Source organism: Janthinobacterium sp. TPC_1 (genome assembly GCF_056037845.1).
In genome coordinates, this window is sequence record NZ_CP195157.1 from 1,207,702 (window position 1) to 1,223,473 (window position 15,772).

Sequence of the window (15,772 nt, forward strand, 5' to 3'; positions counted from 1 at the left end):
TACAGGGATAAGAAAGTACAACGTTGTTGCTTGTTTGTTGATACATACAATCATTACCCATCGATTCGCTTTTTACGGCAAACCGATCAATAAATAATCTTTACTTCTTCCAGATTGTTAAAGAACGAAACAGCTTTGATCGCTAAAAGATCAAATCTAAACCGGGTCTATTTGACTGGCTTACATTTGCACTTTCGGTAAAACGTGGTGGAGGATGACGGGATCGAACCGACGACCCCCTGCTTGCAAAGCAGGTGCTCTCCCAGCTGAGCTAATCCCCCTGGGTATGACTGGTAGGGCTGGTTGGACTCGAACCAACGACCCCCGCGTTATCAACACGGTGCTCTAACCAGCTGAGCTACAGCCCCAACGCGGTGCTACTACGACTACTGTTTCTTCTTAATTAAACAGCCGATAAGTGTGAACATTTGATGCGTGAACCATTACTGGTTCGTGCAAACTCTAGAAAGGAGGTGATCCAGCCGCACCTTCCGATACGGCTACCTTGTTACGACTTCACCCCAGTCACGAATCCTACCGTGGTAAGCGCCCTCCTTACGGTTAAGCTACCTACTTCTGGTAAAACCCGCTCCCATGGTGTGACGGGCGGTGTGTACAAGACCCGGGAACGTATTCACCGCGACATGCTGATCCGCGATTACTAGCGATTCCAACTTCATGCAGTCGAGTTGCAGACTACAATCCGGACTACGATACACTTTCTGCGATTAGCTCCCCCTCGCGGGTTGGCGGCGCTCTGTATGTACCATTGTATGACGTGTGAAGCCCTACCCATAAGGGCCATGAGGACTTGACGTCATCCCCACCTTCCTCCGGTTTGTCACCGGCAGTCTCATTAGAGTGCCCTTTCGTAGCAACTAATGACAAGGGTTGCGCTCGTTGCGGGACTTAACCCAACATCTCACGACACGAGCTGACGACAGCCATGCAGCACCTGTGTACTGGTTCTCTTTCGAGCACTCCCCAATCTCTCGGGGATTCCAGCCATGTCAAGGGTAGGTAAGGTTTTTCGCGTTGCATCGAATTAATCCACATCATCCACCGCTTGTGCGGGTCCCCGTCAATTCCTTTGAGTTTTAATCTTGCGACCGTACTCCCCAGGCGGTCTACTTCACGCGTTAGCTGCGTTACCAAGTCAATTAAGACCCGACAACTAGTAGACATCGTTTAGGGCGTGGACTACCAGGGTATCTAATCCTGTTTGCTCCCCACGCTTTCGTGCATGAGCGTCAATCTTGACCCAGGGGGCTGCCTTCGCCATCGGTGTTCCTCCACATATCTACGCATTTCACTGCTACACGTGGAATTCTACCCCCCTCTGCCAGATTCTAGCCTTGCAGTCTCCAATGCAATTCCCAGGTTGAGCCCGGGGATTTCACATCAGACTTACAAAACCGCCTGCGCACGCTTTACGCCCAGTAATTCCGATTAACGCTTGCACCCTACGTATTACCGCGGCTGCTGGCACGTAGTTAGCCGGTGCTTATTCTTCAGGTACCGTCATTAGCAAGAGATATTAGCTCTCACCGTTTCTTCCCTGACAAAAGAGCTTTACAACCCGAAGGCCTTCTTCACTCACGCGGCATTGCTGGATCAGGCTTTCGCCCATTGTCCAAAATTCCCCACTGCTGCCTCCCGTAGGAGTCTGGACCGTGTCTCAGTTCCAGTGTGGCTGGTCGTCCTCTCAGACCAGCTACTGATCGATGCCTTGGTAGGCTTTTACCCTACCAACTAGCTAATCAGATATCGGCCGCTCCACGAGCATGAGGTCTTGCGATCCCCCACTTTCATCCTTAGATCGTATGCGGTATTAGCGTAACTTTCGCTACGTTATCCCCCACTCCAGGGTACGTTCCGATATATTACTCACCCGTTCGCCACTCGCCACCAGAGCAAGCTCCGTGCTGCCGTTCGACTTGCATGTGTAAGGCATGCCGCCAGCGTTCAATCTGAGCCAGGATCAAACTCTTCAGTTTAATCTCTGTTACTTTGCCATTTTATTGGCACCGTCTTGCGACGGGTCGCTCACTCAAAAAACTGACAGGCTACTTCCGAAGAAGTATCCTATTTCATTATTTCTTGTGAACATTTGATATATTTTAAGTATTACAGCAATCCGAAGATCGCTGCTGCACTTACATCAAATGTCCACACTTATCGACTGTTAATTGTTAAAGAACTGTATTCGGTTACTGCTTTCGCGCTATCGACAAAGCGTTGTGTTTGTCAGCTGCGAAGAAGGAAGAGTATGAAGCGTTTCGGCTAATTCGTCAACCTTCTTTTTTACTACCCTCACCGTTTCCAGTGATCCCGTTGTTTCGCAAACTGCTGCGTCTCATTGGGGAGGCGAACTATAGCAAAGCCGCCCACGGGCGGCAAGCTTTATTTCAGCAATGCTGCCACCGCCATGCCTACCTCGGTCGTACTGGCGCTACCGCCCATGTCCGGCGTACGCGGACCATGCTCGAGCACCTGCTCGATGGCGCGCACAATCGCGTCATGTGCGGCCGTGTACCGGGCGTCGCCATTGCCGAGGAAGTCCAGCATCATGGCGCCCGACCAGATCATGCCGATCGGGTTGGCGATATTCTGGCCATAGATATCAGGCGCGGAACCGTGTACCGGTTCAAAAACGGAGGGGAATGTGCGCTCCGGATTGATATTGGCCGACGGTGCAATGGCAATCGTCCCCGTACAGGCAGGGCCCAGGTCGGACAGGATATCGCCAAACAGGTTTGACGCCACCACCACGTCGAAACGCTCGGGGCTCAATACAAAGCGGGCCGCCAGGATGTCGATATGGTATTTATCCCAGTGCACATCGGGGAAGCTTGGAGCCATCGCCTCCACCCGCTCATCCCAGAATGGCATGCTGATGGCGATACCATTCGACTTGGTTGCCGATGTCAGGTGTTTTTTAGGCCGGCTTTGCGCCAGCTCAAACGCATACTTCAGGATGCGGTCGACTCCCTTGCGCGTAAACACGGATTCCTGCAGCACCGTTTCGCGCTCCGTCCCCTCGAACATGCGCCCGCCCACGGACGAATATTCTCCTTCCGTATTTTCACGCACGACATAAAAGTCGATATCGCCAGGTTTCTTGTTCGCCAGCGGACACGGTACGCCCGGCATCAGCCGTACGGGTCGCAAGTTGACGTATTCGTCGAACTCGCGCCGGAATTTCAACAGCGATCCCCATAAGGAGATATGGTCGGGCACCTTGTCCGGCCAACCCACGGCGCCAAAATAGATGGCGTCAAAATCCTTGAGCTGGGCAAACCAGTCCGAGGGCATCATCTGGCCATGCTTCAGGTAATAGTCGCAATTCGCCCACGCCATGGTCGTAAACTGCAGGTCGATATTGAAGCGGCGCGCCGCGGCCTCGACCACACGCAACCCTTCCGGCATGACTTCATTGCCGATGCCGTCGCCGGCGATAACTGCGATTCTGTGTACGGCCATGACGTTCTCCTGTTGATTGATGGATGCGTTGATGATACTGGCGCCGCATCAGAATACAATCAGGGAATTCATAACCCCAGTATCTACATTTCGTGGTCAATCAATGAAACATACACCGCTGCTGGAAGACTTACGCCTGTTTTGCCAGGTCGCCCATAAAACCAGTTTCGCCGCCACGGCACTGGAACTGGGCATTTCCAAGGCGGTCGTGAGCAAGCGCATCGGCATGCTGGAAGCGGCGCTGCAAGTGCGTTTGCTGCACCGGACGACGCGCCGGGTCAGCGTCACCGATCATGGCGAGATCGTGCGGCAATGGGCGCAGCGCATCCTGGAAGATGTCGAGCAGATGGGTGAAGCGGTGGCGCAGTCAAAATTGCAGCCGCAGGGCGTGCTGCACATCTGCTCCAGTTCCGGCTTCGGACGCAACCGGCTCGGCCCCGCCCTGTCCCAGCTGGCACGACAGTATCCAGACCTGAAAATACAGCTGGAATTGCTCGACCGCCCCGTTGACCTACCGGGCGAAGGTTTCGACCTCGATATTCGCATCGGCGTGGTGCGCGAGCCAGACCTGATCGCCCACCGTATTGCCAGCAATCAACGCGTACTGTGCGCCGCACCCGCCTACCTGACACAACATGGCACGCCGGACACCCTGGCGCAATTGGCTGAGCATGCCTGCATCGTCATCCGCGAGCGCGACCAGGATGGGCGGCGCTGGAAACTGCAAGGGCCGCACGGGCAGGAAACGGTGAAGGTCGATGGGCCGCTATCGGCCAATAATGGCGAGATCGTCCATCAATGGGCACTCGATGGCCACGGCATCATCTTGCGCTCGGCATGGGATGTGGAAAGCAGTCTGGCGCAAGGCAAGCTGGTTCGCATTTTGCCAGCATATCAACAGCTTGCCGATGTGTGGGCGGTCACAACTTCGCGCCTCTCGAACTCGGCCAAGGTCAGGGCCTGTGTGCAATTTCTGCAACAATGGCTGCAGGCCCGCGCCTGATTGGGCCTGATACGCTACACGAGGCGCGGCACATCCGGATACAGACGCGCCAGGGTATCGGAAGTGATGGCGGCAATCACGGGGGAGACCCGCTCGGCGGCTTGCTCTGATGACTTTTCCCGGCGCACGTCTTTCCACAATTCTGCCAGCGCGCCTTCATGGCGCGACACCGCTTGCTCGACTTCATCCTGCCAGAAGGCCGGCGCTTCGCTTTCCACAAAGTTGCCGCGGCCACGGCCAAAATGCGCCACCGCCAGATAGCGCAGCACGCCCGCCACCACCAGGGTGCGCAGGAAAGCATCGGTAAATTGCATGGTGGGCTCGTTGCGGTCCGTGCCGGAATTAAAACCCCAGGCGGCGCCCGCAAATGTCAGTGCACCGACCACGCCGCCAAGCAAGGCGCCCGTGCCCAACGTCAAGCCGCCGGAAATCAGGTCGGCCGACAGTCCCGTTGCAGCACCAGAAATCATGGCGCCCAACAACCCCGCTTGCGCCTTGTCGATCGGCGCGCGCACGGCGAAATTTTCCCGTATCCGGCTATTGATCTTATGCGCATCGGTAGGATCGAGTTTGTGCAAGATCAACAGTTCACGCGTCGTTTCGCCGCTGTGCGTATTGAGCCGCGCTACCAGGTTAGCCATGGCCTTTTCCTGGCGTTGCTGCTCTGCATTCTTGCCGATACCCACGACTTGCAAGGCCGATTTCAGCAAGCCCTTGGACGCCGGCTCGATGGCTTCGCGATCCTGGGCAGCCACGGCCAGCTGGGTGGCCAGCAAATGCATGGCCTGCTGGAAACGTGCCGTATTCTGCGCTTGCCAGACAGCAAACAGACGTGCATAGCCGGCTTGCTGCGGCTGTGGCAACAATTTGCCTACGGCCTCATAAAACACGCGCTCATGTACCCAGCAGCGGGCAAAGGCGTCGAGCGCCAGGACGTCGTCGCGCACGATGGGATATTGCTGCAAATGCTCGCGCCAGCGCGCCTGCTCGCTGTGCTCCTCATTGCCCGGACGTGGCGGCCCCATCTGATTGAGCAAGACCACCACGGGCTTATCCAGCCATGCGAGGATTTTCATTTCCGCTGGCAAATAACCTGCATCCCGGGGATTTTCGGAAGAGTTGACCAGATACAGCACCACATCGGCAGAGTCCTTGGCCGTGCGCAGCGCTTGCTGGCTGAGCCAGAACGGCCGGTCGCGGTAACGGTCCAGCACTTCGCGCAGGAACCAGCCGATGGGATTGCCCGACTGCCCCAGGCGCTTGAGCAGGCGCACGGAGTCGCCAAAGCCGGGCGTGTCCCACAGTTGCAGGGCATCACCCTGCGGCGTGGCCAGCAAGGTATGCGATTCCGCAAACACGGTCACGTGGGCGGCGTCGCGCACTTCGCCGACATCCACGCCCACCAGGGTGCGCGCCAGGGTCGTCTTGCCATTATTCGTGTGTGAAATCAGTGCAAACTGAATTTGCACCGCATCATCCCGGACATCTTTATTCACATTCACACTCATGCTGCTGCCGATACTTTCAGCCCGACACCGGCATCAAGCGGGTGCAAGGCAGGATTGAGCAAATTGACCAGGGTGGCCGTGGTTTTATGGAACTGGCAGAACTGTTGCCACAAGGCGACTCGTTCCGCCAAACGGGCGGCATTATCCACCTGCTCGCCCGCGCGCTCCAGGTAGCTGGACTCGTCGATCAGGACGGCAATGCCGCGTGCCGACGATTGCACCAGGTAATCGAGGAAGGCGCCGTGATTTTCCTTTTCCGGCGTCGCCGTCAAATTGAACAGCACGGCCGTGATATTGATTTGCGGATCATTCAAGTCGGTGCCGCGCAAGACCTCCTGCGGCTCTTCGCCATACGACGTCGATGGACGCAGCATCATGCGCCCCTGCTCGCCAAACAGCATCATGGCCAGTTGACCCAATCTTGTGGCGCGCCTCATCGACAGTAAAGCTGTACGGCAAGACGCGCAGCATGCCGCCCGTGACCACGCCGATGCTTTCATTGAGTTTGCGGAAATAAGGTTGATCGAGATCAAGCGGAAAGTGTTTCGCCAGGCGCGCGGCGCGCCAGTTGTTGACCAGGGCCAGGATCAGGCGGGGCACGACGACCAGCAGGAAAATCGTTGCCGCATACAAATGCACCCAGCGCGCGCCGCCTTCGACGGTCGTCGTTTGCGGGAAGCGCAGCGCTTCGATTTCCGCCAGCGAAAAACCTTGCAAATGAAACAGGGCGATGGCCGGCGCAAACAGGGTCGAAAGCAAACTGTGCACCTGGCCGGCATTCAGAAAGGTACTTTCCCAGCCGGCCGCGTATTGCGACAGGAAACCGCGCGCATACAGCGAGGCGACGGCGCCGATGGCAAACATGGCCGCGCTCAAATGAATGGTACGGCTCAGGCGCGCGGTCGTCAGCTTCGCGCTCAGGTGCGCCCATTCCCCCATGAAACTGAGCAAGCCCGAGGACAGGGCGTGCGGCAGCTTGCGCGGCAAGGCCAGGCGCCCCACGCTCAGGTGGCGCACCAGACCCGCTTTCGGCCAGCCCAGGGAACGCGAGGGAATGCATAGCCAGATCAGCAAGCCCAGGTAAACCAGCACATTCCAGGCGATGATCAGCAGCAAGGGCGCTGACAGCAAGTCGACGCGATGGGGATCCGTTATACGGTCGAGCCCGGCGCCCAGCAGCAGGGCCAGCAGGGGCAAGGTCAGCGCCAGGGTTGTCATGCCGTTACGGCGTTTCGCGAACGCGGCGAAAGCGGGGGTGCGCTCGGTGATGCGTTTGATGATCAGTTCGGAGCGCTGCTGCAGGAAATCGTCACCCGTCACTTCGGCCTGCTTGCCAGAAGCTTGCCACTGCGCAAGCTCACGCGCGCTGCGGCTGGCATACATGCGGTCGTCCTCGCTGAGGACTTCTTTTTTCTGGTCGGCCGTCTCGATAGCACGGACCAATACCACTTCTCTCGCAATCTGCTCGTTCATGGTGCTCCTGTTTTTGTATGAAACGACAACTCGACAGGCAGATTGTGACGTACTTTCGTGTTTCAGGCCAACGCGTCTTCCGCCCGGAACAAGTGCTGCAAGAGATAAATCAGGAAGGCAGCGATCCACGCCGACCACAAGGTGTGCGTAAAAAATTGCGTACCTTGCAACTGTTGCTGCCAGCCTGCCGCCAAACCGCACAGCAGCATGACAGCAGCGAGCAGAAGCGCCGTGCGTGGCCGTCTTGGCAGGCAGAACAATGGCAAGGCCAGCAGCCACCAGGCAGTGTTCGCCTGGGTGGCGGGCAGGCATACCATGGCAGACGCACTGGCTGGCATCGTTTCCAGCAAGCGCGCGTACGGCTCCAGTCCGCCATAGCGCAGCAAATCCGTGGGGCAAGGCACATCGCTGAAAGAAGAGAGAAAATAGATGCTTAGCGGCACCAAGACGGCCGACAGGGCCACGACGCGCAAAGCGCTGCGGCGTGAAGCAAGCCAGGCCAGCGGATGCAAGGTGTCCCAGATGGCCAAGCCGATCAGGACGGAGCCAAGCAAGATCATACCCAGTTGGAAATTGCCCACCCACGCGCTGCCAGCACCGGAAAATTGCCCACGCGTCCCGTCGAACATGCTGTCGGCGATCATGAGGTCGAGGTTGCTGTAATTGCCGATCCAGAGTATCAGCATGGCCGACAGCATCAGGACGCTATCGATGCCTTTGGGCGTTTTGACGAGTTTAAGCTTGGACAACATGAGTGCACGCATTTACTTGATGAGATGAAAGGGACTGGCCGCATCAGTGCTGCAGCCATGGAAGTCATCGTACAGTGTCAATATGAAGAGAACATGACGCTGCCTGCCGTGAACGACACGGACGAGGCAAGACGAGCTTTCAGAATCACCTTACAAGTATCGGCATGAATTACGCGTCAACAGCGCGTTAAGTTTTCGTTAAGGGCATGCAAAAAGCAAGCTTATCTAAAATCAATCCTCAGCACGCTGCCGCCAGTGGGGCGCACTTTGAATGCCAGGTCGGCGCCCAGATACAGGCAGATGCGCTGAACCAGGCCCAGTCCCAGGCCGGTGCCCGACGAGCCGCCCAGGCTGGCTGGTATCGGTTGATGCAGCAGGCGCGCCCGCGCCGCTTCCGGCAAGCCAGGCCCCGTATCCTCGACGATCAGTGCCCGTCCCGCCAGGCGCACGATCACTTCGCCCTGCAAGGTGTACTGGCAGGCGTTGCGTACCAGATTGCCTATGGCGGCCGTCAACAATTCACGCGGGGCATTGACCGTAAAATCTTCGCCACCCGCAAACACGAGGGTAAGCGACTTTCCCGCCGTATAGGATTGATAGCGCTGGCATTCTTGCCGGGCCAGTTCCGCCACGGAGAGTGACGCGCATTCAAGCAATTCAGGCGCGCGCGCCAGGCGCAACAGCACCGTCACGGAATCGGTCGCTTCACGCGCCGCCCGGTAGATACGTCCGGAGGCGGAGCGCACCAGCGGATCGTGGCCGCCTTGCTCCATCAGGATTTCCGCCGCCCCCGTGATCACGGTCAGCGGCGTGCGCAGTTCATGACTGACATCGCCTGTAAAAAACCGTTCTCGATCAAGAACTTCGGTCAACTCCGCCGTACGTGCCGCAAAAGCACGCGCCAGTATCCCCAATTCATCGGCACTGTCTTGCAGCGGCAAGGCCGCCTGGCTGGCCTTGACGGCCTGCGTCAGCGACATGATCGGCGTAATCAAACGATTGGCGATGAAGGCGCCCAGCAGCGAAGCGCAAATCAGGAAACCGATAAAACCGAGAGCAAACATGCTGTACACCATCAGCTCGATCTTTTCATACTCCGTGGCATGATCGATGACGACGAATTCGCCATGCACATCGTTGCCGACCAGCACGTGCAAATCGACGCCGTCGACGGTTTTCTCATGCATACCTGGCGCCAGGCCGCGCAAGGGCAGCGGGGTATCCTCGGCATGATGAAAGCTCAAGCCGGCAGGCATCTCGACAGACAAGCCGGCCGCATGCCGCGGCGACGCCCAGGCTGCCACTTCTTTCAGGCGTTCGTCGACCAGGCGCACTTCGATACCTTCGACGGCGATGGCGGCGATGATGGCAAAAAAGATGCTCGCCACCAGCGCAAACAGCAGGTAGGCGACGATGATGCGCCGCTTCAGCGATTTAAACGGACGCATCGCTACTCAGTAATTTGTAACCGATGCCGGGAATGGTGCGTAGCATGGGAAAGGCAAACGGTTTATCGAGCACCTGACGCAGCGCATGAATGTGCGTGCGCAGGGCGTCGCTGTCGGGCCGGTCGTCGCCCCAGACTTCATGCTCGAGCATTTCGCGCGGCACCAGCTTGGGCGCTTCGCTCATCAGGCATTTCAGGATGGTGTAACCGGTCCTGGTCAAGGTCAATGCCTGACCGGCGCGCCAGACTTCGAATTTTTCCGTATCGAAACGCAGTTCGCCCACAGTCAGCACGGCGGCGCCCGTCGTTTGCCCGCGCGCGCGGCGCAGCAAGGCTTTCAGGCGAATTTCCAGTTCCAGCAGCGAAAATGGCTTGACCAGGTAATCGTCGGCGCCGCTGTCAAAACCGGCGACCTTGTCTTGCAGGGTATCGCGCGCTGTCAACATCAGCACCGGTGTGCTACTACGCAATTCGCCGCGCAGTTTCTGGCACAGCTCCAGGCCAGTCAGGCCGGGCAGCATGACATCGAGCACGATGACATCGTATTCATGCTGGGCCAGCAAGGCCAGGCCGGCATAGCCATTCATGGCCGAATCGAGCACATGGCCCTTCGGTTCCAGATAGGCATAGAGATTGGCGAGAATATCGGGATTGTCTTCAATGATCAGGATGCGCATACCGCCATTGTAGGGGGAATTGAGCTGCATCAGACAAAACCATCAGACGTAAAAAAACCCCCAGCGGTCACCGATGGGGGTTTTTTCGAATAACAAGCCTGACGATAACCTACTTTCACACTGGTTGCAGCACTATCATCGGCGCAAAGTTGTTTCACGGTCCTGTTCGGGATGGGAAGGGGTGGGACCAACTTGCTATGGTCATCAGGCATAACTTGTACTGGCGTTTGTCTCCTGTAGGACGACAAAGCCATGAATCTGGAAGAAGTAGGATTATGTATTGAGGTATTAGTGTTACAACACTAAGGGGTAATGATTGCGATCAACATTCACGCAACATGTACTTTCTCATCCTCTGTACCTGCTAAGGTTATAGGGACAAGCCGTACGGGCAATTAGTACTGGTTAGCTTAATGCATTACTGCACTTCCACACCCAGCCTATCAACGTCCTGGTCTCGAACGACCCTTCAAAGAGCTCAAGGCTCTGGGAAATCTCATCTCAAGGCAAGTTTCCCGCTTAGATGCTTTCAGCGGTTATCTCTTCCGAACTTAGCTACCCGGCAATGCCACTGGCGTGACAACCGGTACACCAGAGGTTCGTCCACTCCGGTCCTCTCGTACTAGGAGCAGCCCCCTTCAAATTTCCAACGCCCACGGCAGATAGGGACCAAACTGTCTCACGACGTTTTAAACCCAGCTCACGTACCACTTTAAATGGCGAACAGCCATACCCTTGGGACCGGCTACAGCCCCAGGATGTGATGAGCCGACATCGAGGTGCCAAACTCCCCCGTCGATATGAACTCTTGGGAGGAATCAGCCTGTTATCCCCAGAGTACCTTTTATCCGTTGAGCGATGGCCCTTCCATACAGAACCACCGGATCACTATGTCCTACTTTCGTACCTGCTCGACTTGTCAGTCTCGCAGTTAAGCACGCTTATGCCATTGCACTATCAACACGATGTCCGACCGTATCTAGCGTACCTTCGAACTCCTCCGTTACACTTTAGGAGGAGACCGCCCCAGTCAAACTGCCTACCATGCACTGTCCCCGATCCGGATAACGGACCAAGGTTAGAACCTCAAACAAACCAGGGTGGTATTTCAAGGTTGGCTCCACGAGAACTAGCGTCCCCGCTTCAAAGCCTCCCACCTATCCTACACAGATTGGTTCAAAGTCCAATGCAAAGCTACAGTAAAGGTTCATGGGGTCTTTCCGTCTAGCCGCGGGTAGATTGCATCATCACAAACATTTCAACTTCGCTGAGTCTCGGGAGGAGACAGTGTGGCCATCGTTACGCCATTCGTGCAGGTCGGAACTTACCCGACAAGGAATTTCGCTACCTTAGGACCGTTATAGTTACGGCCGCCGTTTACTGGGACTTCAATCAAGAGCTTGCACCCCATCATTTAATCTTCCAGCACCGGGCAGGCGTCACACCCTATACGTCCACTTTCGTGTTTGCAGAGTGCTGTGTTTTTATTAAACAGTCGCAGCCACCAGTTTATTGCAACCCTTTCACCCTCATGGAGTAAACCAATCAAGCTACCGGGGCGTACCTTTTCCCGAAGTTACGGTACCAATTTGCCGAGTTCCTTCTCCCGAGTTCTCTCAAGCGCCTTAGAATACTCATCTCGCCCACCTGTGTCGGTTTGCGGTACGGTCTCGTATGACTGAAGCTTAGAGGCTTTTCTTGGAACCACTTCCGATTGCTTCGTGAACAAGTTCACTCGTCCCATCCCCTTGAATTCCGCGCCCGGATTTGCCTAAGCGCCTTCTATGAGACAGAAACCAACTATTCCAACAGTTGGACAACCTTCCGCGATCCGTCCCCCCATCGCATCATACGACGGTGCAGGAATATTAACCTGCTTCCCATCAGCTACGCATCTCTGCCTCGCCTTAGGGGCCGACTCACCCTGCTCCGATGAACGTTGAACAGGAAACCTTGGGCTTACGGCGTGGAGGCTTTTCACCCCCATTATCGCTACTCATGTCAGCATTCGCACTTCTGATACCTCCAGCATCCTTTACAAGACACCTTCGCAGGCTTACAGAACGCTCTCCTACCATATCTATTGCTAGATATCCGCAGCTTCGGTGACTGGCTTAGCCCCGTTACATCTTCCGCGCAGGACGACTCGATCAGTGAGCTATTACGCTTTCTTTAAATGATGGCTGCTTCTAAGCCAACATCCTGACTGTTTTAGCCTTCCCACTTCGTTTTCCACTTAGCCAATCTTTGGGACCTTAGCTGGCGGTCTGGGTTGTTTCCCTCTTGACGCCGGACGTTAGCACCCGACGTCTGTCTCCCAAGCTCGCACTCATCGGTATTCGGAGTTTGCAATGGTTTGGTAAGTCGCAATGACCCCCTAGCCATAACAGTGCTCTACCCCCGATGGTGATACTTGAGGCACTACCTAAATAGTTTTCGGAGAGAACCAGCTATTTCCAAGTTTGTTTAGCCTTTCACCCCTACCCACAGCTCATCCCCTAATTTTTCAACATTAGTGGGTTCGGACCTCCAGGGCGTGTTACCGCACCTTCATCCTGGCCATGAGTAGATCACTTGGTTTCGGGTCTACACCCAGCGACTGATCGCCCTATTCGGACTCGATTTCTCTACGGCTTCCCTATTCGGTTAACCTTGCCACTGAATGTAAGTCGCTGACCCATTATACAAAAGGTACGCAGTCACGGAACAAGTCCGCTCCTACTGTTTGTATGCACACGGTTTCAGGATCTATTTCACTCCCCTTCCGGGGTTCTTTTCGCCTTTCCCTCACGGTACTGGTTCACTATCGGTCGATTACGAGTATTTAGCCTTGGAGGATGGTCCCCCCATATTCAGACAGGATGTCACGTGTCCCGCCCTACTTGTCGTACGCTTAGTACCACCGGTCCGATTTCACATACGGGGCTATCACCCACTATGGCTCCTATTTCCAGAGGATTCTGTTATCGGTCCGACTATCACGTACAGGCTCTTCCCATTTCGCTCGCCGCTACTTTGGGAATCTCGGTTGATTTCTTTTCCTGCAGCTACTTAGATGTTTCAGTTCGCCGCGTTCGCCTTGCATACCTATGTATTCAGTATGCAATACCCTAAAAGGGTGGGTTGCCCCATTCGGAAATCTGCGGATCAAAGTGTGTTTGCTCACTCCCCGCAGCTTATCGCAAGCTACTACGTCCTTCATCGCCTGTAATCGCCAAGGCATCCACCATGTGCACTTATTCGCTTGTCCCTATAACGTTAGCCTCTTCATTCTTTCAAACGAAAAGAGCGCTACAGGGATAAGAAAGTACAACGTTGTTGCTTGTTTGTTGATACATACAATCATTACCCATCGATTCGCTTGTTACGGCAAACCGATCAATAAATAATCTTTACTTCTTCCAGATTGTTAAAGAACATACAGCACTTGATCTCGAAAAGACCAAACCTAAATCCCGGCGCCATCTGCGCTGATTTACGTTTGAACTTTTGGTGGAGGATGACGGGATCGAACCGACGACCCCCTGCTTGCAAAGCAGGTGCTCTCCCAGCTGAGCTAATCCCCCCCTAGGGTATTTCCAGACTACAGAAACTGGTAGGGCTGGTTGGACTCGAACCAACGACCCCCGCGTTATCAACACGGTGCTCTAACCAGCTGAGCTACAGCCCCAAATGCTGTTCTTTATATTAACAGCCGATAAGTGTGAACATTTGATGCGTGAATCATTTACATGATTCGTGCAAACTCTAGAAAGGAGGTGATCCAGCCGCACCTTCCGATACGGCTACCTTGTTACGACTTCACCCCAGTCACGAATCCTACCGTGGTAAGCGCCCTCCTTGCGGTTAAGCTACCTACTTCTGGTAAAACCCGCTCCCATGGTGTGACGGGCGGTGTGTACAAGACCCGGGAACGTATTCACCGCGACATGCTGATCCGCGATTACTAGCGATTCCAACTTCATGCAGTCGAGTTGCAGACTACAATCCGGACTACGATACACTTTCTGCGATTAGCTCCCCCTCGCGGGTTGGCGGCGCTCTGTATGTACCATTGTATGACGTGTGAAGCCCTACCCATAAGGGCCATGAGGACTTGACGTCATCCCCACCTTCCTCCGGTTTGTCACCGGCAGTCTCATTAGAGTGCCCTTTCGTAGCAACTAATGACAAGGGTTGCGCTCGTTGCGGGACTTAACCCAACATCTCACGACACGAGCTGACGACAGCCATGCAGCACCTGTGTACTGGTTCTCTTTCGAGCACTCCCCAATCTCTCGGGGATTCCAGCCATGTCAAGGGTAGGTAAGGTTTTTCGCGTTGCATCGAATTAATCCACATCATCCACCGCTTGTGCGGGTCCCCGTCAATTCCTTTGAGTTTTAATCTTGCGACCGTACTCCCCAGGCGGTCTACTTCACGCGTTAGCTGCGTTACCAAGTCAATTAAGACCCGACAACTAGTAGACATCGTTTAGGGCGTGGACTACCAGGGTATCTAATCCTGTTTGCTCCCCACGCTTTCGTGCATGAGCGTCAATCTTGACCCAGGGGGCTGCTGCCTTCGCCATCGGTGTTCCTCCACATATCTACGCATTTCACTGCTACACGTGGAATTCTACCCCCCTCTGCCAGATTCTAGCCTTGCAGTCTCCAATGCAATTCCCAGGTTGAGCCCGGGGATTTCACATCAGACTTACAAAACCGCCTGCGCACGCTTTACGCCCAGTAATTCCGATTAACGCTTGCACCCTACGTATTACCGCGGCTGCTGGCACGTAGTTAGCCGGTGCTTATTCTTCAGGTACCGTCATTAGCAAGAGATATTAGCTCTCACCGTTTCTTCCCTGACAAAAGAGCTTTACAACCCGAAGGCCTTCTTCACTCACGCGGCATTGCTGGATCAGGCTTTCGCCCATTGTCCAAAATTCCCCACTGCTGCCTCCCGTAGGAGTCTGGACCGTGTCTCAGTTCCAGTGTGGCTGGTCGTCCTCTCAGACCAGCTACTGATCGATGCCTTGGTAGGCTTTTACCCTACCAACTAGCTAATCAGATATCGGCCGCTCCACGAGCATGAGGTCTTGCGATCCCCCACTTTCATCCTTAGATCGTATGCGGTATTAGCGTAACTTTCGCTACGTTATCCCCCACTCCAGGGTACGTTCCGATATATTACTCACCCGTTCGCCACTCGCCACCAGAGCAAGCTCCGTGCTGCCGTTCGACTTGCATGTGTAAGGCATGCCGCCAGCGTTCAATCTGAGCCAGGATCAAACTCTTCAGTTTAATCTCTGTTACTTTGCCCTTTTACAGGCACCGTCATTGCTGACGGGTCGCTCACTCAAAAAACTGACAGGCTACTTCCGAAGAAGTATCCTATTTCATTATTTCTTGTGAACATTTGATATATTTTAAGTATTACAGCAATCC

Annotated in this window: 9 protein-coding genes, 4 tRNA genes and 4 rRNA genes; 2 read left to right on the top strand and 15 right to left on the bottom strand. The window is 55.2% G+C overall.

The window, feature by feature from the left end:
* Positions 1 to 205: 205 nt before the first annotated feature.
* The 4 genes from ACQVLG_RS05935 to ACQVLG_RS05950 all read right to left on the bottom strand — a co-directional run bounded on the left by ACQVLG_RS05935 (position 206) and on the right by ACQVLG_RS05950 (position 3,483).
* A tRNA-Ala gene (locus ACQVLG_RS05935) sits at positions 206 to 281 on the bottom strand.
* 10 nt (positions 282 to 291) lie between these two features.
* Positions 292 to 368 (bottom strand) — tRNA-Ile (locus ACQVLG_RS05940).
* 98 nt (positions 369 to 466) lie between these two features.
* Positions 467 to 1,997: ribosomal RNA gene (locus ACQVLG_RS05945) — 16S ribosomal RNA — on the bottom strand.
* Between the two features lie 406 nt (positions 1,998 to 2,403).
* Complete coding sequence (locus tag ACQVLG_RS05950; RefSeq protein WP_230542476.1) at positions 2,404 to 3,483, bottom strand: tartrate dehydrogenase; 1,080 nt, start codon at positions 3,481 to 3,483, stop codon at positions 2,404 to 2,406.
* 103 nt (positions 3,484 to 3,586) lie between these two features.
* Between ACQVLG_RS05950 and ACQVLG_RS05955 the strand changes: the two genes are divergently transcribed.
* Complete coding sequence (locus tag ACQVLG_RS05955; RefSeq protein ID WP_474293391.1) at positions 3,587 to 4,486, top strand: LysR family transcriptional regulator; 900 nt, start codon at positions 3,587 to 3,589, stop codon at positions 4,484 to 4,486.
* A 14-nt stretch (positions 4,487 to 4,500) separates the two neighbouring features.
* Here ACQVLG_RS05955 and ACQVLG_RS05960 read toward each other — a convergent pair whose 3' ends face one another.
* From ACQVLG_RS05960 to ACQVLG_RS05975, 4 genes are all read right to left on the bottom strand, one after another.
* A complete protein-coding gene (locus ACQVLG_RS05960) occupies positions 4,501 to 5,994 on the bottom strand; it encodes a DUF3482 domain-containing protein (RefSeq protein WP_474293393.1) in 1,494 nt (497 codons plus the stop codon).
* Complete coding sequence (locus ACQVLG_RS05965) at positions 5,991 to 6,371, bottom strand: hypothetical protein (RefSeq protein ID WP_474293395.1); 381 nt, start codon at positions 6,369 to 6,371, stop codon at positions 5,991 to 5,993. Before ACQVLG_RS05965 ends, ACQVLG_RS05960 begins: the two co-directional genes overlap by 4 nt.
* Positions 6,301 to 7,467, bottom strand: coding sequence for a DUF2868 domain-containing protein (locus tag ACQVLG_RS05970; RefSeq protein WP_474293397.1), 1,167 nt, complete (start codon positions 7,465 to 7,467; stop codon positions 6,301 to 6,303). The genes ACQVLG_RS05965 and ACQVLG_RS05970 overlap by 71 nt, the downstream gene beginning before the upstream one ends.
* Positions 7,468 to 7,529: 62 nt before the next feature.
* Positions 7,530 to 8,111: a phosphatase PAP2 family protein gene (locus ACQVLG_RS05975; protein ID WP_474293399.1), complete on the bottom strand. Its 582-nt coding sequence runs from the start codon at positions 8,109 to 8,111 to the stop codon at positions 7,530 to 7,532.
* Here ACQVLG_RS05975 and ACQVLG_RS05980 point away from each other — a divergent pair.
* Positions 8,073 to 8,387: a hypothetical protein gene (locus ACQVLG_RS05980; RefSeq protein WP_474293401.1), complete on the top strand. Its 315-nt coding sequence runs from the start codon at positions 8,073 to 8,075 to the stop codon at positions 8,385 to 8,387. The two genes, ACQVLG_RS05975 and ACQVLG_RS05980, sit on opposite strands and share 39 nt — an antisense overlap.
* 53 nt (positions 8,388 to 8,440) lie before the next feature.
* Here ACQVLG_RS05980 and ACQVLG_RS05985 read toward each other — a convergent pair whose 3' ends face one another.
* The 7 genes from ACQVLG_RS05985 to ACQVLG_RS06015 all read right to left on the bottom strand — a co-directional run bounded on the left by ACQVLG_RS05985 (position 8,441) and on the right by ACQVLG_RS06015 (position 15,628).
* Positions 8,441 to 9,667: a sensor histidine kinase gene (locus ACQVLG_RS05985; RefSeq protein WP_230542471.1), complete on the bottom strand. Its 1,227-nt coding sequence runs from the start codon at positions 9,665 to 9,667 to the stop codon at positions 8,441 to 8,443.
* Positions 9,654 to 10,343 carry a response regulator transcription factor gene (locus tag ACQVLG_RS05990; RefSeq protein ID WP_230542477.1) on the bottom strand — a complete coding sequence of 230 codons (690 nt, stop codon included), beginning with the start codon at positions 10,341 to 10,343 and terminating at the stop codon, positions 9,654 to 9,656. Before ACQVLG_RS05990 ends, ACQVLG_RS05985 begins: the two co-directional genes overlap by 14 nt.
* A gap of 96 nt (positions 10,344 to 10,439) precedes the next feature.
* Positions 10,440 to 10,552 (bottom strand): 5S ribosomal RNA (rrf, locus tag ACQVLG_RS05995).
* Positions 10,553 to 10,717: 165 nt separating this feature from the next.
* Positions 10,718 to 13,593 (bottom strand): 23S ribosomal RNA (locus tag ACQVLG_RS06000).
* A 240-nt stretch (positions 13,594 to 13,833) separates the two neighbouring features.
* A tRNA-Ala gene (locus ACQVLG_RS06005) sits at positions 13,834 to 13,909 on the bottom strand.
* A gap of 27 nt (positions 13,910 to 13,936) precedes the next feature.
* A tRNA-Ile gene (locus ACQVLG_RS06010) sits at positions 13,937 to 14,013 on the bottom strand.
* Positions 14,014 to 14,094: 81 nt separating this feature from the next.
* Positions 14,095 to 15,628, bottom strand: a 16S ribosomal RNA gene (locus ACQVLG_RS06015).
* The 16S, 23S and 5S rRNA genes sit together here with 2 tRNA genes alongside, the layout of an rRNA operon.
* Positions 15,629 to 15,772: the final 144 nt, after the last annotated feature.